This is a genomic window from Azotobacter salinestris, assembly GCF_009363155.1.
GTDB classification, from domain to species: Bacteria; Pseudomonadota; Gammaproteobacteria; order Pseudomonadales; family Pseudomonadaceae; genus Azotobacter; species Azotobacter salinestris.
In genome coordinates this window covers 1,514,337-1,532,217 of the sequence record NZ_CP045302.1, presented here as the reverse complement: position 1 = coordinate 1,532,217, position 17,881 = coordinate 1,514,337, and the positions used below count along the sequence as shown (strand labels likewise).

Genomic DNA, 17,881 nt, shown 5'->3' with positions numbered 1-17,881 from the left:
AGCTGGGACTGTGCTAGAGTGCGCCAACGTCCCACGGCCCGCCGGCCGTAATCCACCCACAATCCGTGAGTAGCCATGGCCGACAAACTGACGCATCTGAAGCAGCTGGAGGCGGAAAGCATCCATATCATCCGTGAAGTGGCCGCCGAGTTCGACAACCCGGTGATGCTGTATTCCATCGGCAAAGACTCCGCCGTGATGCTGCATCTGGCGCGCAAGGCATTCTTCCCGGGTAAGCTGCCTTTCCCGGTGATGCATGTCGACACCCAGTGGAAGTTCCAGGAAATGTACAAGTTTCGCGACAGGATGGTCGCGGAAATGGGCTTGGAGCTGATCACCCACGTCAACCCCGACGGGGTGGCGCAGGGCATCAACCCGTTCACCCACGGCAGTGCCAAGCACACCGATATCATGAAGACCGAGGGCCTCAAGCAGGCGCTGGACAAGTACGGCTTCGATGCCGCCTTCGGTGGTGCCCGGCGTGACGAGGAAAAATCCCGAGCCAAGGAGCGCGTGTATTCGTTCCGTGACAGCAAGCATCGCTGGGATCCGAAAAACCAGCGCCCCGAGCTGTGGAACATCTACAACGGCAAGGTGAAGAAGGGCGAGTCGATCCGCGTGTTTCCGCTGTCCAACTGGACCGAGCTGGACATCTGGCAGTACATCTATCTGGAGCAGATCCCCATCGTGCCGCTGTACTTCGCCGCCGAGCGCGAAGTCATCGAAAAGAACGGCACCTTGATCATGATCGATGACGATCGCATTCTGGAACACCTCTCCGAGGAGGAAAAGGCGCGCATCCAGAAGAAGATGGTGCGTTTCCGCACCCTCGGCTGCTACCCGCTGACCGGCGCCGTGGAGTCCACCGCCGCCACCCTGCCGGACATCATCCAGGAGATGCTCCTGACCCGCACGTCCGAACGCCAAGGCCGGGTCATCGATCACGATGGCGCCGGTTCGATGGAAGAAAAGAAACGTCAGGGCTACTTCTAAGGTCTTCGCCTCATGTCGCATCAATCCGAACTGATCAGCGAGGACATCCTCGCCTACCTGGCCCAGCACGAACGCAAGGAGCTGCTGCGCTTTCTCACCTGCGGCAACGTCGACGACGGCAAGAGCACCCTGATCGGTCGCCTTTTGCACGACTCGAAGATGATCTACGAGGATCATCTGGAGGCGATCACCCGTGACTCGAAAAAGGTCGGCACCACCGGTGACGAGGTCGATCTGGCGCTGCTGGTCGACGGCCTGCAGGCCGAGCGCGAGCAGGGCATCACCATCGACGTGGCCTACCGCTATTTCAGCACCGCCAAGCGCAAGTTCATCATCGCCGACACGCCCGGTCACGAGCAGTACACCCGCAACATGGCCACCGGGGCGTCCACCTGCGACCTGGCGATCATTCTCATCGATGCCCGCTACGGCGTGCAGACCCAGACCCGCCGGCACAGCTTCATCGCCTCGCTGCTGGGTATCCGGCACATCGTGGTCGCGGTCAACAAGATGGATTTGATGGATTTCGACCAAGCAGTCTTCGAGCGCATCCAGGCCGATTATCTGCAGTTTGCAGAGCGTCTTGGCCTCAAGCCGAGTTCGCTGCATTTCGTGCCGATGTCCGCGCTCAAGGGCGACAACGTGGTCAACCGGAGTGAGCGGGCGCCCTGGTACCAGGGGCCGTCGCTGATGGAAATCCTCGAAACTGTCGAGATCGCCGCCGACCGCAACCTGGCCGACATGCGTTTTCCGGTACAGTACGTCAACCGGCCGAATCTCAACTTCCGCGGCTTCGCCGGTACCCTGGCCAGCGGCATCGTGCACAAGGGCGACGAGGTCGCCGTGCTGCCGTCGGGCAAGATCAGTCGGGTACGCTCGATCGTCACCTATGATGGCGAGTTGGAGCAGGCAATTCCCGGCCAGGCGATCACCCTGACCCTCGAGGACGAGATCGACGTGTCGCGCGGCGACATGCTGGTGCATGCCGACAACCGCCCGCAGGTCACCGATGGCTTCGAGGCCATGCTGGTATGGATGGCCGAGGAGCCGATGCTTCCGGGCAAGAAGTACGACATCAAGCGTGCCACCAGCTACGTGCCGGGCAACATCGTCGGCATCGAACACCGTATCGACGTCAACACCCTCGAGCGCGCACCGGCCAGCGAGCTGAAGCTCAACGAAATCGCCCGTGTGCGGATCAGTCTGGACGCGCCCATCGCCCTCGATGGCTATGGGTACAACCGGACCACCGGTGCCTTCATCGTCATCGATCGGCTGACCAACGGCACCGTCGGTGCCGGCATGATCGTCGCCGAGCCGCTGTCCGGACAGAACGCCGGCAGCCATCATGGACGGCTTGCTCATGTCAGCGCCGGGGAGCGTGCCGCGCGCTTCGGCCAGCAGCCGGCTACGGTGCTGTTCACTGGACTGTCCGGCGCCGGCAAGAGCACCTTGGCCTATGCTCTGGAGCGCAAGCTATTCGACATGGGGCGCGCGGTTTACGTGCTGGATGGACAGAACCTGCGCCACGATCTGAACAAGGGCCTGTCGCTGGATCGCGCCGGACGAGCCGAGAACTGGCGGCGTGCCGCCCAGGTAGCCCGCCAGTTCAACGAGGCCGGGCTCTTGACCCTGGCCGCCTTCGTCGCTCCGGATGCCGCGGGGCGTGCCCAGGCGCGGGCGTCGATCGGTGCCGAGCGCCTGATCACCGTCTACGTACAGGCTTCGCCGCTGCTCTGTCGCGAGCGCGATCCGCAGGGGCTGTACGCTTCGGGTAGCGAGCATATCCCCGGTGAATCCTTCCCCTACGACATACCGCTGGATGCCGATCTGGTGATCGATACCCAACGTCTCTCGGTGGAGGAGGGCGTGAAGCAGGTGCTCGAGCTGCTGCGCAGTCGCGGCGTCCTTTAAGGTCTGTCTGCTCGACCAAGGCCCTCGCAGCCCAGGCTGCGGGGGCCTTTTCATTTATCCTCCAGCTGCTGGCAGCCATTCGCTCCTTGAAAGGGCTGCCTGATGCCCTCGGCTTTCCACAAGGCAGTGATCAATTCCTCCTGGGGGCGCAGTCGGCACCGCTCGCTCGGTCTCGCTGTTTGATGGTTGGTGTTGGAGTATGTGCAGTGGCGGCACAGGTCGATCCGCCCCGATAGGGGGATGGCCAGGCGCAATGTCCTGTTGGGCTGCAGGGACGCAGGTCCTCAGTAGTTCTTGGCCTTCGGCTGTCAAGTATGGCTAGCACCAGGGTACTTCCATGAGGCGCTCAGAGGTGCCGCCTAGGTCAACCGACCTTCGATCTTGCGGGCCTCGGTTATCTATGGGGATCTCCGGGTGGCTTGGCGAGGGCTTGGGGCAGAAGCTGGAAAATGACAGGTGCCTGCATGAAAAAGCCCCGGAAGGGCGGGGCTGGTGGGTCGTCGAAAGGCTTCAGTGCCTACCCTTCAGGCCGAACTGTTCGTCCAGCATGCCGGGGGCATCGGCGAGCTTGGGGGCATAATCCTTGGGGGCTTCGGGCGCTGTCGCACTGGACAGGCGCTCATGATTGCCGAGGTTTTCCTCGTTCTGCAGCGTGGCGAGCAAGCGCTGGCGGGTCAGTTCGTCGAGCGCGAGACGGCTAGCGCCCTCGGACAGATGCTCCTGGATCTCCGAATAGCTCTGGGTGAGCTTCTTCACCAAGTTTGCGGTGGTATTGAAGTGAGTGACCACTTCGCTCTGATAGGTGTCGAAGCGCTCCTGCAGTTCGTCCAGCTGGCGCTGCGTCCGGCTGGGAGCCTCACTGGACAATAGACGAGCGGCGACGAAGCCGATGGTGATACCGACGAGCAGGGTGAGGGCCGGTAGCAACCAAGCCATGAGCGTCTGTTCCACGATCCTTCCCTCTATAGGCTTCTTTGTTTTACGTTAGCGGCTCCAGTCAGCCCTGTATAGCCGATCTAGACGCATGCGGCGATCCGTGCCGGCAGAGGGGCCGGGCTTGACCGTGCCACAGACAGTGTGCCGTCATTGCGCGAATCTTGCCCACGGCCCGCTACAGGCGATGCAATGCATCTCTGCGCCGGGGCGGCTCGCCACAGGGCTCGGCGGTCCAACCACTTGAAGCGAGTCGGCCACTGGCCTTCTCCTGGAGATACAGCTTGTCGAATCGTGAAAACTCTCTGTTCATCGATGGACCATGCGGTCCCCTCGAAGCGCTCTACCTCGAATTGCCACAGCCTCGCGGCCTGGCTCTGCTCTGTCACCCCAATCCGGTGAAGGGCGGGACCATGTTGAACAAGGTTGTCTCCACCCTGCAGCGCACCGCCCGGGATGCCGGTTACAGTACGCTGCGCTTCAACTATCGGGGTGTCGGTGCCAGCGCAGGTAGTCACGACATGGGAAGTGGCGAGGTGGATGATGCCGAAGCCGTCGTTCGATGGGTACGTGGGCAGTTGCCGCAGCTGCCCCTGAATCTGTTCGGCTTTTCCTTCGGTGGCTATGTTGCGCTCAATCTGGCGGAGCGCCTGGCTGCTCAGGGGGGACTGCCGGAACGGATATTCCTGATTGCGCCGGCGGTGATGCGCCTGGAGAACGAGGCCATGGCTCCACCACAGGGCAGCCGCCTGACGGTCATCCAGCCGGAACAGGATGAGGTAGTCAGTCCGCAGCTGGTCTACGACTGGTCCGCAGCCCTGCAGTGCCCCCATGAGTTGCTGAAAGTGGCAGAATGTGGGCATTTCTTCCATGGCAAGCTGGGCGAGTTGAAGGACTTGGTCAGTTCACGCCTTTGAGCATAGACAAGCACACCATGACCACTCGAATCCTCACGGGTATCACCACTACCGGCACTCCGCACCTTGGCAACTACGCCGGCGCCATCCGGCCGGCGATCGTCGCCAGTCGTGATCCTCATGCCGACTCGTTCTATTTCCTCGCCGACTATCACGCGCTGATCAAGTGCGACGATCCGGAGCGCATTCAGCGTTCGCGTCTGGAAATCGCTGCCACTTGGCTGGCCTGCGGGCTCGATGCGGAGAGGACCACCTTCTACCGTCAGTCGGACATCCCCGAGATCACAGAGCTGACTTGGCTGCTCACCTGCGTGACGGCCAAGGGGCTGCTCAATCGCGCGCACGCCTACAAGGCCGCGGTGGACAAGAATCTGGAAATCGGCGAAGACCCCGATGCCGGTGTGACCATGGGCCTGTTCAGCTATCCGGTGCTGATGGCGGCAGACATCCTGATGTTCAACGCGAACAAGGTGCCGGTCGGCCGCGACCAGATCCAGCACGTGGAAATGGCGCGTGATATCGGGCAGCGCTTCAATCACCTGTTCGGCCGGGGCCGGGAGCTCTTCGCTCTGCCGGAGGCGGTGATCGAGGAGGAGGTTGCCACCTTGCCGGGACTCGACGGTCGCAAGATGTCGAAGAGTTATGACAATACCATCCCGCTGTTTGGTTCGAGCCGTCAACTGAAGGACGCCATTGCCCGCATTGTCACCGACTCGCGGGAACCGGGCGAGCCGAAGAATCCGGACGGCTCCCATCTGTTCACGCTCTACCAGGCGTTCGCCACACCCGAGCAGCTTGCCGAATTCCGTGCTGACCTGCTGGCCGGTCTCGCCTGGGGCGAGGCCAAGCAGCGCCTGTTCCTGTTGCTGGAAAATGAATTGGGCGAGGCGCGCGAGCGCTACCAAGCGCTGATTGCGAGACCGCTCGACTTGGAGGACATTCTTTTCGCTGGTGCGACCAAGGCGCGCAGGATCGCCACTCCTTTTCTCGGCGAGCTGCGCGAGGCGGTTGGACTGCGCTCGTTCCGTAGCGACGTGCGCAGTCAGGTTGCCAGTGGCAAGAAGAAAGCGGCGAAAACCGCTCGTTTCGTCAGTTTTCGCGAGCCCGACGGAATGTTTCGTTTCCGTTTTCTGGCTGCCGATGGCGAGGAGTTGCTGCTGTCGCGGCCGTTTGAAGATCCCAAGGCCGTGGGGCGGATCAGCCAGCAACTGATTGCCCTGGGGGCGGATGCGCTCGAGCTGCGTGCCGACGAGGGCGCTCAGTTCAGTCTCTGGCTGGATGGCGAATGCATGGCCGACAGCCCGGTGTATGCCGATCCGGATGCCTTGGAGGCAGCCATGCTGCGTCTGCGGGAAGCGATTGCAGGGCTTGCCGACTGATTGCCGTGCGACCCTGTGCCGGATGTGTAGTCTTCGGCTCGGACGGTCGCGAACCTTTGAACTCTTGATGAGGGTGGCCCGTTTTGAACGACTTGACGACATTCCCAACTGCCGAGGGCGCCGCCAAGGCGGCCTCCCCACGAATTTATCCCGATTCTGCCATGACTCCCCTTGAGCGCTATCAAGCCGACCTGAAACGCCCCGATTTCTTCCACGATGCCGCTCAGGAAAATGCTGTGCGTCATCTGCAGCGTCTCTATGAGGATCTGGTCAGCGCCGGTCCGCAGGGAACGGCCGCGGCTGGCAAACTTGGGTTGTTCGACAGGTTGCTCGGCAAGAAGCCGCAGAATCAGCAGAAGGGCCCGATCAAGGGCATCTACTTCTGGGGAGGAGTGGGGCGCGGCAAGACCTATCTGGTCGACACCTTCTACGATGCTCTGCCGTTCGAGCAGAAGATGCGCACTCACTTCCACCGCTTCATGAAGCGGGTGCACGAGGAAATGAAGACCCTCAAGGGTGAGAAGAACCCGCTGACCATCATTGCCAGGCGTTTCGCCAGTGAGGCGAGAGTCATCTGCTTCGATGAGTTCTTCGTATCCGATATCACCGATGCGATGATTCTGGCCACTCTGCTGGAGGAGCTTTTCAAGAACGGCGTGAGTCTGGTTGCCACCTCCAATATCGTGCCGGACGGCCTCTACAAGGATGGTCTGCAGCGTGCCCGCTTTCTGCCGGCGATCGCCCTGCTCAAGGAGCACACGGAAATCGTCAACGTCGACAGTGGCATCGATTACCGCCTGCGTGCCCTGGAGCAGGCCGAGCTGTACCACTGGCCACTGGATGCTGAGGCGGAGAGGAGCCTTGAGCGCAGCTTCAAAAGCCTGCTTACCGAGCACTGTGCGATCAAGGAGAACGATGTTCTGCTGATCGAGAGCCGCGAGATCCGCGCACGCAAGACCGCCAATGACGTGGCCTGGTTCGAGTTCCGCGAATTGTGCGACGGTCCGCGCAGCCAGAACGATTACATCGAGCTGGGCAAGATTTTCGAGGCGGTATTGCTGTCCAACGTCGAACAGATGAATGTCTCCAAGGACGACATGGCGCGGCGATTCATCAACCTGGTCGACGAGTTCTACGACCGCAACGTCAAATTGATCATTTCCGCCGAGGTCGAACTCAAGGATCTCTATGCCGGTGGCCGGCTGGAATTCGAATTCCAGCGGACCCTGAGCCGTCTGCTGGAGATGCAGTCCCACGAGTTCCTCGCTCGGCCGCACAAGCCGTGACCGATGGGGCCACCCGTGGGTGGCCCCTATCCTTTTGTGGGGCAGTGTCTGGAGTCTGCTCGCTTCGAGCGGATCGTGCTGGAGGGCATTCAAGGCATGTCTGCACCCCTGGTTGTGCCCGACTCGCCTTTTGGTGATTGGGATGGTTCGCCTGCCGGAGCCCGCCTTCTGCAGCGGCAGCTGGCCGAGCGGGTCGTGCTGCAGGACGATTTTCCCGCCCTGCGCCTGATAGCCGGCGTGGACGTCGGCTTCGAAGAAGGGGGAAGCATTACCCGGGCTGCGGCGGTATTGCTCGATGCAGATACCCTGGAGCTGCTTGCCGAGCGCCTGGTGCGCATTCCGACCTCCATGCCCTACATCCCGGGGCTGCTGTCCTTTCGCGAGCTTCCGGCCGTCCTGCGTGCCCTGGCAGAGCTGCCACAGGTTCCGGATCTGGTCTTCTGCGATGGGCAGGGGATTGCCCACCCGCGTAGATTGGGCATAGCAGCCCATCTGGGTGTCGTGAGCGGCCTGCCAACCATTGGTGTGGCCAAGAAGATTCTCGTCGGCACCCATGCCGAGTTGGGGGGGCGGCGTGGAGATCAGGTTCCCCTGATGTATCAAGGCGATATGTTGGGGACAGTGCTGCGAAGCAAGGACAAGGTGCGTCCATTGATCGTTTCGCCAGGGCATCGGGTCAGTCTGGCCAGTGCCCCACGGCTGGTCATGGGTTGCGTCACACGCTATCGCCTGCCGGAGCCGACCCGGTTGGCCGACCGGCTCGCCTCGCGGAGGGCTGGATAATCCACGGCCAGATCGGGGCTGTGGTGGTTGGCAAGGCGGTCTCTTTCGATAGCCTCGAAAGGGCTCTTGGCGTGCCTGGGTTCGACTCGCTGCTTCTCGTGCGGCTGCGGACGGACGGTTGCTATTTTTTCCACAGTCGGTATGATTTCAAAGATTTTCTGGTGGGGATGCCTAGCTCGCTGGAAATCAGGTAGGGGATGCCTAGCCTACCGACCTCCTGCCGTTGCGGACGCGCTGACCCGAGCCCCCGATAGCGTCTGTTTCCGGCCGCCTCGACCTTGTCAAGGCAAGCATTATTCAGTAAGATTTGCCGCCTTATTTTCAGGGTGGCCCCTGAGGCTATAACGAATGAAAACTTTTACTGCGAAACCGGAAACCGTTAAGCGCGACTGGTATGTCGTCGACGCTGCCGGCCAGACCCTGGGTCGTCTGGCTACTGAAATCGCCAGCCGTCTGCGTGGCAAGCACAAGCCCGAATACACTCCGCATGTGGATACCGGTGATTACATCATCGTGATCAATGCCGAGCAGGTGCGGGTTACCGGTGCTAAGAGCAGCGACAAGATCTACTACTCTCACTCCGGTTTCCCGGGCGGTATCAAGTCCATCAGTTTCGAGAAGCTGATCGCCAGGGCTCCCGAGCGTGTGATCGAAACTGCGGTCAAGGGCATGCTGCCGAAGAATCCGCTGGGTCGTGACATGTACCGCAAGCTGAAGGTGTACAAGGGTGCTGCTCACCCGCATACCGCTCAGCAGCCTCAAGAACTGAAGATTTAAGGGGATAGCTCATCATGTCGGCGACTCAAAATTACGGCACCGGCCGTCGTAAGACTGCTACCGCTCGCGTCTTCCTGCGTCCGGGCACTGGCAAGATTTCCATCAACAACCGCTCTCTCGAGCAGTTCTTCGGCCGCGAAACTGCCCGCATGGTTGTGCGTCAGCCGCTCGAGCTGACCGAGACCGGGGAAAAGTTCGATGTCTATGTCACCGTTATCGGTGGTGGTGTCAGTGGTCAGGCTGGTGCCATTCGTCATGGCATCACTCGCGCCCTGATCGAGTATGACGAGACTTTCCGTAGCTCGCTGCGTCGTGCTGGCTACGTGACTCGCGATGCTCGTGAGGTCGAGCGTAAGAAGGTCGGCCTGCGCAAGGCGCGCAAGCGTCCGCAATACTCCAAGCGCTAATTTCGGCGTTTTCACCAGGCACCCGGCACTCCTCAGAGTGCCGGGTGTTTTTTTGTGTCTGAGAATTCCTGCGACAGCTTGTCGCAACTTCGATGCCGTTCTTTCTAGACGCTTCGGCATTATTGTATCCGGCTATTACCTTGTCAGGCCTGAGGGTTTTCTTTACCATCTTGCCGTTTTTTCGCGCGCCTCGTTTTTTTATTACAGGTCCGGACAACGGGCCGCAGAGTTGATGGGAGACAACTGAATGAGCAATGACGGCGTGAATGTCGGCCGGCGTCGCTTTCTGGTTGCAGCCACCTCCGTGGTGGGTGCGGCAGGAGCGGTGGGGGCTGCGGTCCCGTTTGTGGGATCTTGGTTCCCAAGTGCCAAGGCCAAGGCCGCAGGTGCACCGGTGAAGGTGAATGTCAGTAAAATTGGGCCGGGGCAACAGATAGTGGCTGAATGGCGTGGCCAGCCGGTGTTTATCGTCCGCCGTACCGAGGGGATTCTTGCCAGCCTGAAGAAGGTCGAATCTGCAGTGGCGGATCCCGACTCGGCCGCCTCGGTTCAGCCGGCCTATGTGGACCGGAAATTGCGCTCGATCAAACCGGAGATTCTGGTTCTGGTTGGCCTTTGCACCCACCTGGGCTGTGCTCCCTCCTTCCGTCCGGAAGTTGCTCCGGCGGATCTGGGAGCCGACTGGATGGGGGGCTATTTCTGTCCCTGCCATGGTTCCAAGTACGATTTGGCCGGTCGTGTCTACAAGGCACAACCTGCTCCCTTGAACCTGCCGGTGCCTCCGCATTCCTATGAATCGGATGATGTAATCATTGTCGGCGTGGACCAGGAGAAGGCCTGATGAGCAAGTTCATGGAGTGGATTGATGCCCGCTTCCCCGCTACTTCGATGTGGGAAGACCATCTCTCCAAATACTACGCACCGAAGAACTTCAACTTCTTCTACTTCTTCGGTTCGCTGGCGCTTCTGGTGCTGGTCAATCAGATCCTCACCGGTATCTGGCTGACCATGAGCTTCACCCCGTCCGCCGAGGAGGCCTTCGCCTCCGTCGAATACATCATGCGCGATGTCGAATACGGCTGGATCATTCGCTATCTGCACTCCACCGGCGCTTCGGCATTCTTCGTCGTGGTTTATCTGCACATGTTCCGCGGCCTGCTCTATGGTTCCTACCAGAAGCCGCGTGAGCTGGTGTGGATCTTCGGCATGCTGATCTATCTGTGCCTGATGGCCGAGGCCTTCATGGGCTACCTGCTGCCCTGGGGGCAGATGTCCTATTGGGGTGCCCAGGTGATCATCTCCCTGTTCGGCGCCATTCCGGTGATCGGCGAGGACCTGACCCAGTGGATTCGTGGTGACTACCTGATCTCCGGAATCACCCTGAACCGCTTCTTTGCCCTGCATGTCATTGCGCTGCCGATCGTTCTGCTCGGCTTGGTCGTGCTGCACATCCTGGCGCTGCATGAGGTCGGTTCCAACAACCCGGACGGTATCGAGATCAAGAAGAGCAAGGACGCCAACGGCAAGCCGCTGGACGGCATCCCCTTCCATCCCTACTACACCGTAAAAGACATCGTTGGTGTGGTGGTGTTCCTCTTCATTTTCTGTGCCGTGGTGTTCTTCTTCCCTGAGATGGGGGGATATTTCCTCGAGAAGCCGAACTTCGAGCAGGCCAATGCCTTCAAGACTCCCGCACATATTGCGCCGGTATGGTACTTCACGCCGTTCTACGCAATCCTGCGAGCGGTTCCGGACAAGCTGCTCGGCGTTATCGCCATGGGGGCGGCCATCGCCGTGCTGTTCGTTCTGCCCTGGCTGGATCGCAGCCCTGTCAAGTCGATGCGCTACAAGGGCTGGCTGAGCAAGTTGTGGCTGCTGGTGTTCTGCGTCGCCTTCCTGACCCTTGGCGTGCTCGGCGTACTCTCGCCGACCCCCGGACGCACGTTGTTGTCGCAGGTGTGCACGGCACTGTACTTCGCGTTCTTCATCCTGATGCCGTTCTACACCAGGATGGAAAAGACCAAACCGGTTCCGGAAAGGGTGACTGGCTGATGAAAAAACAATTTGCTGCATTGATTTTCGCGATTCTGCCGGCCTTTTCATTTGCCGCAGGAGTTGAACCCGAGCTGGACAAGGTCGACATCGACCTGGCTGACAAGGCGGCCATGCAGGATGGTTTGCGGACCTTCGCCAACTACTGCATGGGCTGCCATAGTGCCCAGTTCCAGCGCTACGAGCGGGTAGCCAGGGATCTTGGCATTCCCGAAGAAGTGATGACGGAAAACATCGTCTTCACCGGTGCCAAGATTGGCGACCACATGAAGATCGGCATGCGTCCCGAGGACGCCAAGGTCTGGTTTGGTGCGGCGCCGCCGGATCTGACGCTGGTTGCCCGGGTGCGCGGCAAGGACTGGCTGTACAGCTATCTGCGCAGCTTCTATGAGGATCCCTCGCGCCCGCTGGGTGTGAACAACACTGTATTTCCCAACGTGGGCATGCCCAATGTGCTTGAGGGGCTGCAGGGTCGTCAGGTTTTCGGCTGCAAGCAGGTCCAGGTGGTTGAGGATGGCAAGAAGCAGTATGACCCGCTCACAGGGGCAGAGATCACTCACGAAGCTTGCGATCAGTTGACCGTTTTGCCGAAGACTGGCGCACTGACTCCCGAGGAGTTTGACGAGAAGGTGAAGAATCTGGTGACCTTCCTGGCTTACTCGGCCAACCCGGTCAAGCTGGAGAGCCAGCGTATCGGTAGTTACGTGCTTCTGTTCCTGGCGGTTTTCTTCGTGTTCGCCTATCTGCTCAAGCGCGAATACTGGAAAGACGTGCACTGATCCATAGCGCGTACACCTGCAAACACACGCGCCCCTTGGGGCGCGTGTGTTTTTTTATTCTGGAAATGTGACCTGCGAGCGAGGGGTTTGCCATGGGCATGACCAATCGGTTGGTCTGTTATTCCGATCCGGCTGATCATTATTCCCATCGTGTCCGGATGGTGCTTGCCGAGAAGGGAATTGTCATCCAGATCCTCGACCTTGATCCGGAAAAGAACTCAGACGAACTTGCCGAGATCAATCCCTACGGTGCACTACCCACGCTGATGGATCGTGATCTGTGCCTGTACGAGCCTGGGGTGATCATGGAGTACCTTGAGGAACGTTATCCGCATCCGCCGTTGCTGCCGGTGTATCCTGTGGCTCGTGCCAACAGTCGTTTGCTGATGCATCGCATCCAGAGCGACTGGTGCGTTCTAGCTGATCGAATTCTGGATGTGCGCACCGATGAAGGCGCACGCAACCAGTTGCGCGGGGAGCTACGGGAGAGCCTGCTCGAAGTATCGCCCCTATTCGCTGAAAAGCCTTATTTTCTCAGTGACGAGCCAAGCTTGGTGGACTGTTGTCTATTGCCGCTCCTCTGGCGGCTATCGCTACTGGGTATAGAACTGCCGCGCAGCGCGAAGCCGCTGCTCGAATACATGGAGCGCCAGTTCGCTCGCCAGGCCTTTCGGGCCAGTCTGTCCGCTATCGAACGCAATATGCGGCCAACATGAGGAGGTTGATATGAACTCCAGTCGTCCCTATCTACTGCGTGGGCTCTACGAGTGGATTGTCGACAACGATTGCACACCCCATCTGCTAGTCAACGCCGAGATGCCGAATGTTCAAGTCCCGGCTGGTTACGTGAATGATGGGCAGATTGTCCTCAATATTTCGCCCAGCGCCGTACGGCATCTGCATATGGACAATCAGGGGGTGAGTTTCGAGGGGCGCTTCGGTGGTGTTGCCCACAGCCTGTACATACCTTCCGAAGCTGTCATGGCCATCTATGCGCGTGAGAATGGCCAGGGCATGGTTTTCGAAATCGAGCCGCCAGTCGCGGAGGGGACTGCTGGTCCGGACGATGACGGTCCCTCAGGTGGCGAGCCGCCGCGGCCGGCTGGGCGCCCCAGTTTGAAGGTGGTCAAATAGCCCTTGATAAAAAGGCGATCCTTGGATCGCCTTTTTGTTCGTGCCTATTCTCAATCCGCGTACTGGAACAGTTTGACGACCTTCTGCACGCCGGAAATGCCCTGAACCAGACTGGCCGCTCGATTTGCCTCCTGCCGGGTAATCAAGCCCATCAAATAGACGATGCCATTCTCGGTGATCACTTTGATTTTCGAGCCGGGGATCGTGTTGTCGGCAAGCATCTGGGTTTTGATCTTGGTAGTCAGCAAGGAGTCGTTGCTGCGCGCCAGGAGCGACGTGGGGGAGAGGATCTGTATTTCATTGTGCACCCTCGTTACTCCTGGGACCGAGAGCGCAGCCTGTTCGGCAAGTTGCTTGAGTTCGGTGCGAGGAGTCTGGCCGGCAAGCAGGGTGACGCTATTGTAGGTTGTGACCACGATATGCGAAGTGTCGCTGCCCAGGTCGGCGTGGGCCTGGCGGATTTTTTCGGCGACCTTGGGCTCGATGAATTGATCGTCGATGGTATTGCCAATGCTGCGATTGCTGCAGCCTCCTAGGATGAGGCTTGTCGCCAAGGTGGCCATGATCAGAAGTGAGCGTTTCATTCTTCGCTTCCAAACAGTTGGTTGTCGATCAAATCGCACAGGCAGTGGATAACCAAGAGGTGCACCTCCTGGATCCGGGCCGTAACCTTGGCGGGAACGCGGATCTCGACGTCCTCGGGGAGCAGAAGCGCTGCCGTGCCGCCACCATCGCGGCCGGTCAGGGCAACCACCAGCATTTCCCTGTCATGGGCAGCCTGGATAGCCTGGATCACATTGGCAGAGTTGCCGCTGGTGGAAATAGCCAGCAGAACGTCGCCGGGCTGGCCCAAGGCGCGGATCTGCTTGGAGAAGACTTCATTGTAGCTGTAGTCGTTGGCGATCGAAGTCAGGGTGGAGCTGTCGGTGGTCAATGCCATGGCCGGCAAGCTGGGGCGTTCGCGCTCGAAGCGATTGAGCAACTCCGAGGAAAAATGCTGCGCATCCCCGGCCGAGCCTCCATTGCCGCAAGAGAGGATCTTGCCCTCGTTGAGCAGGGCCTGAACCATGAGTTCGCTGGCTTGGGCGATGTAAGGGAGGATGACCTCCGTGGCCTGTTGCTTGGTTTCGATGCTGGCCTGAAAGAGTTGGCGGATGCGGGAATGCATGTCCATCGGCGATAACCTTCAACGTTGGGTGTTCGCTGTGGCCAGAGAGGCGGCTCTGGCTCATGGTGCGGTGGGAACTGCTGCGGAGCGTCCGGGCTTGCCGGAGCGTGGCAGGTGCGCTTGGAGAGTCAGGCATCAAAGGCGTTGCGAATCCAGCTCAGATGGCCGGATGCGCCATCGGCGCCATTGATGGCGATGACATCGAAGCGGCAGGGATGTCTGGCCCAGCGTGGCTCTTGCTGCAGAAAATACTGAGCGCTACGGATGAGTCTCATGCGCTTGCGTGCATCGACGCTCTCCAATGCGCCTCCCCAGGCGAAATGCCGCCGATAGCGCACCTCGACGAATACTACTGTATCGCCGTCGAGCATGACCAGATCGAGCTCGCCGCATCGACAGCGCCAGTTCTGCGCCAGAAGGCGCATTCCCTGTGCCGTGAGATGGCGGTGGGCAAGGATCTCGGCATCGCGTCCGCTGCGTTGCCTTTCCATGTCAGTAGCTGTTGTTCTGCAGGCGCTGTATCTGGCCATCGCGGAACGCGGCCCAAGGCAGCTGGCGCTGGATGCGCTGATCGGGAGTCAGGCTCAGGTTGCCGGAAAGACCGTCGATGCGGGTTTCAGGCATCGCCTTGAGCTGTGTCAATCGCGGGGCGAGCCGGTAGGCGTCGGCTCCCATGGCATAGAGACGTCCCAGGCTGCCACTGGCCTGGGGCCATTGGCTGCCAGCCAGTTGCGGCAGGTTGTCGTTCGGATTGGTATTCAGCAGCCAGGGTGTCTCGCAGAACTGAATGCCTTCGAGGTCGAGGTAATAGTTCTGTTCTTCCTTGGGGCTGTAGAGGTGTGAGGTGGCATAGATCGGTACATCACCGGCATATTGGAAGGCGAGAGTCGGTTTGATTTGCTGGGCCTGCTGTGGGGTGGCGGCCAGGAAGATGAAATCGATATCACGGCGTCGCGAGGGCTGCGCAGCCACCTCGCTGCCAAGCATGCTCTGCAGTCGCTTGCCGCGAGCCTCGCTCTGACGCAGTTGGAACAGTTCGGCAATCTGCTGAGCCAGGCGGGCGGGCTGATCGATCCGCACGACGGCAACCAGATTGCCGCCTGTGGCTTGCCAGCTCTGCTGGAAGGCTTGAAGTACCCGGTCGCCCCATTCGCCGGAGGGTACCATGACGACGCCCCGGCGCATGCCGTCTGCCCAGGCGCGGCGAGCGGCCTCGCGAGCTTCGTCCTCGGCAGCCAGGCCGAACTGGAAGAGCTGTGGCGGGCTTTCCTGGCCGACGTTGCCATAGTTCAGGGCAAGGGTGGTGATCGGCAGTTGCTCGCGATCGCCGAGCTGTTTGACCAAGGGCTTTTCCAAGGGGCCGACGACCAGTTGCACCCCGGCGGCCTGGGCCTGGCGATAGAAGTCGTCGAGGGACGTCAGTCGGCTGCTGTCATAGAGCTCGATGCTGGGTTGTCGCTGACCGAGTTGCTGTGCCTGGTAATGGGCGGCCATGAAGCCGTTGCGCAGAGCGCGTGACACCGAGGCAAGCTGGCCTTCCTCCGGAAGCAGCAGGGCAATCTTGTTCAGGGGCTGGCTGGCCAGCTCCCGCAATTTGCTGAGCTGTGCCGGCAATTGCATGGCTGCCGGATGCTGAGGGTTAGCTGCGCGCCACTGGTCGATGGCGGCCTGCTGCAGTTCCAGGGTGCCAGCACTCTTCGTGGCGTGTGCCAGGGCTAGCCAGCCCCCCAGTTCACTATTCTCCTCGCCGGGGGCATTCAGAGCGTCCAGCGGCAGAGCCTGGATCAGGCGCCAGATGCGTTCGTGATTTTCACTGGCGGCCGACTCACTCAGCAGGGGGGCAATGAACACCCGCTCGCGAGCGGCACTCAGATGCTGGTCATCTGCTTCCAGCGCGCGCGCGCGGGTGAGCTGGGTGCGAATCTGCTGCTGTATGGGCAGTTCGCCCAAATGCTGCATGCTGGGGTGATCGAGGGCCTTGAGCGCGACCTTGGGTTTGCTGCGGGCCAAGGCAATCTCTGCGCTGAGAGTGCTGGCAAAGATCTGCTGGGCAGGCTTGAGGCTGTCCGGTGGGATCTGTTCGAGAATGCGCACGGCCTGGGTCAGATCCTTCTGCCGGTAGGCCTGATCGGCGGCTGTCAGACGCAGGAGTGCGGCCTTTTCCGGTTTGCTTTCGCTGGCCTGTTGCAGCAGTTGCTCGACGCTGGCTTGTGACGGCGCGGGCAGCTCGCCCAGTCTGGATGATGGCGAGCTGGCACAGGCAGCCAAGAGGCCGGCAAGGAAAAGGGCGGGAAGAGGACGCAGACAGGCGATCATTGAGGCGTTCCTGATGCTCAAGGACAAGTGAGGAATTGTACCCAAGCCTTGTCCCGGGCGCGATGTCATGGGCGTTAAACCGGTTACAATGCGCGTTTCGACTGTACTAGGGGGTGTCATGACCACGTCTGCAGCTCTGAATCCAAGGTCGGGCATCCTTTATGTAGTTGCTACCCCGATTGGTAACCTTGACGACATCACTGCACGGGCTCTCAGAGTGCTGCGCGAGGTGGTCCTGATCGCGGCCGAGGACACTCGGCACTCGGCGCGTCTGCTGCAACATTTCGGCATTACAACGCCGTTGATGGCTTGTCATGAACACAATGAGCGTGATCAGGGCGGCCGCTTTCTGGCGCGCCTGCAGGCTGGCGAGGATGTCGCGCTGATTTCCGATGCCGGCACGCCACTGATTTCCGATCCTGGTTTTCATCTGGTGCGTCAGGCGCGGGCTGCCGGTATAAGAGTGGTTCCGGTGCCAGGCCCCTGCGCATTGATCGCAGCCCTGTCCGCTGCCGGGCTGCCCTCCGATCGCTTCGTCTTCGAGGGCTTTTTGCCAGCCAAGACGGCTGGGCGTCTGGCGCGTCTGGAACAGGTGAGGGAGGAGCCTCGCACGCTGATCTTCTACGAGGCGCCGCATCGATTGCTGGAATGCCTGGGGGATCTCGAGCGGGTCATGGGAGGTGATCGTCTGGCGGTCCTGGCGCGGGAGCTGACCAAGGCTTTCGAAACCTTCCAAGGATTGCCGCTTGGTGAGCTGCGAGCCTGGGTTGCAGCCGATGGCAATCAGCAGCGCGGTGAGTGTGTGCTTTTGGTTGCTGGTTGGCAGGCTCCTTCTGAGGAGGCTGTGCCGACGGCGGCGCTGCGTGTCCTTGAGCTGCTGCTCAAGGAGATGCCTTTGAAGAAGGCTGTGGCGCTGGCTGCCGAGATTACTGGGGTGCGCAAGAATGTGCTTTATCAGGCGGCTCTGGAGCGCCAAGGATGAGGTTGGCCCGCATGCTGCATTGAAGGATCGCTTGCGGATGTTTTCGGCGAGCATTACCCTT

19 protein-coding genes are annotated in these 17,881 nt (G+C 60.4%); 14 read left to right on the top strand and 5 right to left on the bottom strand.

Annotated elements, in window-relative coordinates:
- Positions 1-75: 75 nt before the first annotated feature.
- Positions 76-993 (top strand): sulfate adenylyltransferase subunit CysD, encoded by a 918-nt coding sequence (cysD, locus tag GCU53_RS07215; protein WP_152387013.1) that lies wholly within the window; start codon positions 76-78, stop codon positions 991-993.
- A gap of 12 nt (positions 994-1,005) precedes the next feature.
- Positions 1,006-2,907, top strand: coding sequence for a sulfate adenylyltransferase subunit CysN (gene cysN / locus GCU53_RS07210; RefSeq protein ID WP_152387012.1), 1,902 nt, complete (start codon positions 1,006-1,008; stop codon positions 2,905-2,907).
- Between the two features lie 510 nt (positions 2,908-3,417).
- On the opposite strand, the gene GCU53_RS07205 is transcribed toward cysN, so the two are convergent.
- Positions 3,418-3,858 carry a Z-ring associated ZapG family protein gene (locus tag GCU53_RS07205; RefSeq protein WP_152387011.1) on the bottom strand — a complete coding sequence of 147 codons (441 nt, stop codon included), beginning with the start codon at positions 3,856-3,858 and terminating at the stop codon, positions 3,418-3,420.
- 266 nt (positions 3,859-4,124) lie between these two features.
- On the opposite strand from GCU53_RS07205, the gene GCU53_RS07200 reads away from it, so the two are divergent.
- The 11 genes from GCU53_RS07200 (at position 4,125) to GCU53_RS07150 (ending at position 13,354) form a co-directional block, all read left to right on the top strand.
- A complete protein-coding gene (locus tag GCU53_RS07200; RefSeq protein ID WP_152387010.1) occupies positions 4,125-4,757 on the top strand; it encodes an alpha/beta hydrolase in 633 nt (210 codons plus the stop codon).
- A 17-nt stretch (positions 4,758-4,774) separates the two neighbouring features.
- Complete coding sequence (locus tag GCU53_RS07195) at positions 4,775-6,136, top strand: tryptophan--tRNA ligase (RefSeq protein ID WP_152387009.1); 1,362 nt, start codon at positions 4,775-4,777, stop codon at positions 6,134-6,136.
- 161 nt (positions 6,137-6,297) lie between these two features.
- A complete protein-coding gene (gene zapE, locus GCU53_RS07190) occupies positions 6,298-7,422 on the top strand; it encodes a cell division protein ZapE (protein WP_152387008.1) in 1,125 nt (374 codons plus the stop codon).
- Positions 7,423-7,536: 114 nt separating this feature from the next.
- A complete protein-coding gene (gene nfi, locus GCU53_RS07185; protein WP_152389814.1) occupies positions 7,537-8,205 on the top strand; it encodes a deoxyribonuclease V in 669 nt (222 codons plus the stop codon).
- A 348-nt stretch (positions 8,206-8,553) separates the two neighbouring features.
- Positions 8,554-8,982 (top strand): 50S ribosomal protein L13, encoded by a 429-nt coding sequence (gene rplM / locus GCU53_RS07180; RefSeq protein WP_152387007.1) that lies wholly within the window; start codon positions 8,554-8,556, stop codon positions 8,980-8,982.
- Between the two features lie 14 nt (positions 8,983-8,996).
- Positions 8,997-9,389 (top strand): 30S ribosomal protein S9, encoded by a 393-nt coding sequence (gene rpsI, locus GCU53_RS07175; protein ID WP_152387006.1) that lies wholly within the window; start codon positions 8,997-8,999, stop codon positions 9,387-9,389.
- Positions 9,390-9,636: 247 nt separating this feature from the next.
- Positions 9,637-10,230, top strand: a complete 594-nt coding sequence (petA, locus tag GCU53_RS07170; protein ID WP_152387005.1) for a ubiquinol-cytochrome c reductase iron-sulfur subunit — start codon at positions 9,637-9,639, stop codon at positions 10,228-10,230.
- Positions 10,230-11,441, top strand: a complete 1,212-nt coding sequence (locus GCU53_RS07165) for a cytochrome b (RefSeq protein ID WP_152387004.1) — start codon at positions 10,230-10,232, stop codon at positions 11,439-11,441. The genes petA and GCU53_RS07165 overlap by 1 nt, the downstream gene beginning before the upstream one ends.
- Entirely contained in the window at positions 11,441-12,220 is a 780-nt protein-coding gene (locus GCU53_RS07160; RefSeq protein ID WP_152387003.1) for a cytochrome c1, read from the top strand. Before GCU53_RS07165 ends, GCU53_RS07160 begins: the two co-directional genes overlap by 1 nt.
- 92 nt (positions 12,221-12,312) lie before the next feature.
- Entirely contained in the window at positions 12,313-12,936 is a 624-nt protein-coding gene (locus tag GCU53_RS07155; protein WP_152387002.1) for a glutathione S-transferase N-terminal domain-containing protein, read from the top strand.
- Between the two features lie 10 nt (positions 12,937-12,946).
- Positions 12,947-13,354: a ClpXP protease specificity-enhancing factor gene (locus GCU53_RS07150; RefSeq protein WP_152387001.1), complete on the top strand. Its 408-nt coding sequence runs from the start codon at positions 12,947-12,949 to the stop codon at positions 13,352-13,354.
- A 50-nt stretch (positions 13,355-13,404) separates the two neighbouring features.
- Here the strand turns inward: GCU53_RS07150 and GCU53_RS07145 are convergent, their stop codons facing one another.
- From GCU53_RS07145 to GCU53_RS07130, 4 genes are all read right to left on the bottom strand, one after another.
- Positions 13,405-13,938 carry a BON domain-containing protein gene (locus GCU53_RS07145; RefSeq protein WP_152387000.1) on the bottom strand — a complete coding sequence of 178 codons (534 nt, stop codon included), beginning with the start codon at positions 13,936-13,938 and terminating at the stop codon, positions 13,405-13,407.
- Positions 13,935-14,528 (bottom strand): phosphoheptose isomerase, encoded by a 594-nt coding sequence (locus GCU53_RS07140; RefSeq protein WP_152386999.1) that lies wholly within the window; start codon positions 14,526-14,528, stop codon positions 13,935-13,937. Before GCU53_RS07140 ends, GCU53_RS07145 begins: the two co-directional genes overlap by 4 nt.
- 122 nt (positions 14,529-14,650) lie before the next feature.
- The gene (locus GCU53_RS07135; RefSeq protein ID WP_152386998.1) at positions 14,651-15,013 is read right to left on the bottom strand and encodes a YraN family protein; all 363 of its coding nucleotides are present in this window, start codon (positions 15,011-15,013) and stop codon (positions 14,651-14,653) included.
- A 1-nt stretch (position 15,014) separates the two neighbouring features.
- The gene (locus tag GCU53_RS07130; RefSeq protein WP_152389813.1) at positions 15,015-16,838 is read right to left on the bottom strand and encodes a penicillin-binding protein activator; all 1,824 of its coding nucleotides are present in this window, start codon (positions 16,836-16,838) and stop codon (positions 15,015-15,017) included.
- A 118-nt stretch (positions 16,839-16,956) separates the two neighbouring features.
- On the opposite strand from GCU53_RS07130, the gene rsmI reads away from it, so the two are divergent.
- Positions 16,957-17,820, top strand: a complete 864-nt coding sequence (gene rsmI / locus GCU53_RS07125) for a 16S rRNA (cytidine(1402)-2'-O)-methyltransferase (protein WP_152386997.1) — start codon at positions 16,957-16,959, stop codon at positions 17,818-17,820.
- Positions 17,821-17,881 lie beyond the last annotated feature (61 nt).

Bases quoted from the DNA above. Each gene is read 5' to 3' on its own strand.
- petA (WP_152387005.1), top strand. From the start codon at position 9,637: ATGAGCAATGACGGCGTGAATGTCGGCCGGCGTCGCTTTCTGGTTGCA.
- GCU53_RS07155 (WP_152387002.1), top strand. From the start codon at position 12,313: ATGGGCATGACCAATCGGTTGGTCTGTTATTCCGATCCGGCTGATCAT.
- rpsI (WP_152387006.1), top strand. From the start codon at position 8,997: ATGTCGGCGACTCAAAATTACGGCACCGGCCGTCGTAAGACTGCTACC.
- cysN (WP_152387012.1), top strand. From the start codon at position 1,006: ATGTCGCATCAATCCGAACTGATCAGCGAGGACATCCTCGCCTACCTG.
- GCU53_RS07165 (WP_152387004.1), top strand. From the start codon at position 10,230: ATGAGCAAGTTCATGGAGTGGATTGATGCCCGCTTCCCCGCTACTTCG.
- GCU53_RS07140 (WP_152386999.1), bottom strand. From the start codon at position 14,528: ATGGACATGCATTCCCGCATCCGCCAACTCTTTCAGGCCAGCATCGAA.
- GCU53_RS07130 (WP_152389813.1), bottom strand. From the start codon at position 16,838: ATGATCGCCTGTCTGCGTCCTCTTCCCGCCCTTTTCCTTGCCGGCCTC.
- GCU53_RS07195 (WP_152387009.1), top strand. From the start codon at position 4,775: ATGACCACTCGAATCCTCACGGGTATCACCACTACCGGCACTCCGCAC.
- rsmI (WP_152386997.1), top strand. From the start codon at position 16,957: ATGACCACGTCTGCAGCTCTGAATCCAAGGTCGGGCATCCTTTATGTA.
- GCU53_RS07150 (WP_152387001.1), top strand. From the start codon at position 12,947: ATGAACTCCAGTCGTCCCTATCTACTGCGTGGGCTCTACGAGTGGATT.
- GCU53_RS07135 (WP_152386998.1), bottom strand. From the start codon at position 15,013: ATGGAAAGGCAACGCAGCGGACGCGATGCCGAGATCCTTGCCCACCGC.
- cysD (WP_152387013.1), top strand. From the start codon at position 76: ATGGCCGACAAACTGACGCATCTGAAGCAGCTGGAGGCGGAAAGCATC.
- rplM (WP_152387007.1), top strand. From the start codon at position 8,554: ATGAAAACTTTTACTGCGAAACCGGAAACCGTTAAGCGCGACTGGTAT.
- zapE (WP_152387008.1), top strand. From the start codon at position 6,298: ATGACTCCCCTTGAGCGCTATCAAGCCGACCTGAAACGCCCCGATTTC.
- GCU53_RS07160 (WP_152387003.1), top strand. From the start codon at position 11,441: ATGAAAAAACAATTTGCTGCATTGATTTTCGCGATTCTGCCGGCCTTT.
- GCU53_RS07145 (WP_152387000.1), bottom strand. From the start codon at position 13,938: ATGAAACGCTCACTTCTGATCATGGCCACCTTGGCGACAAGCCTCATC.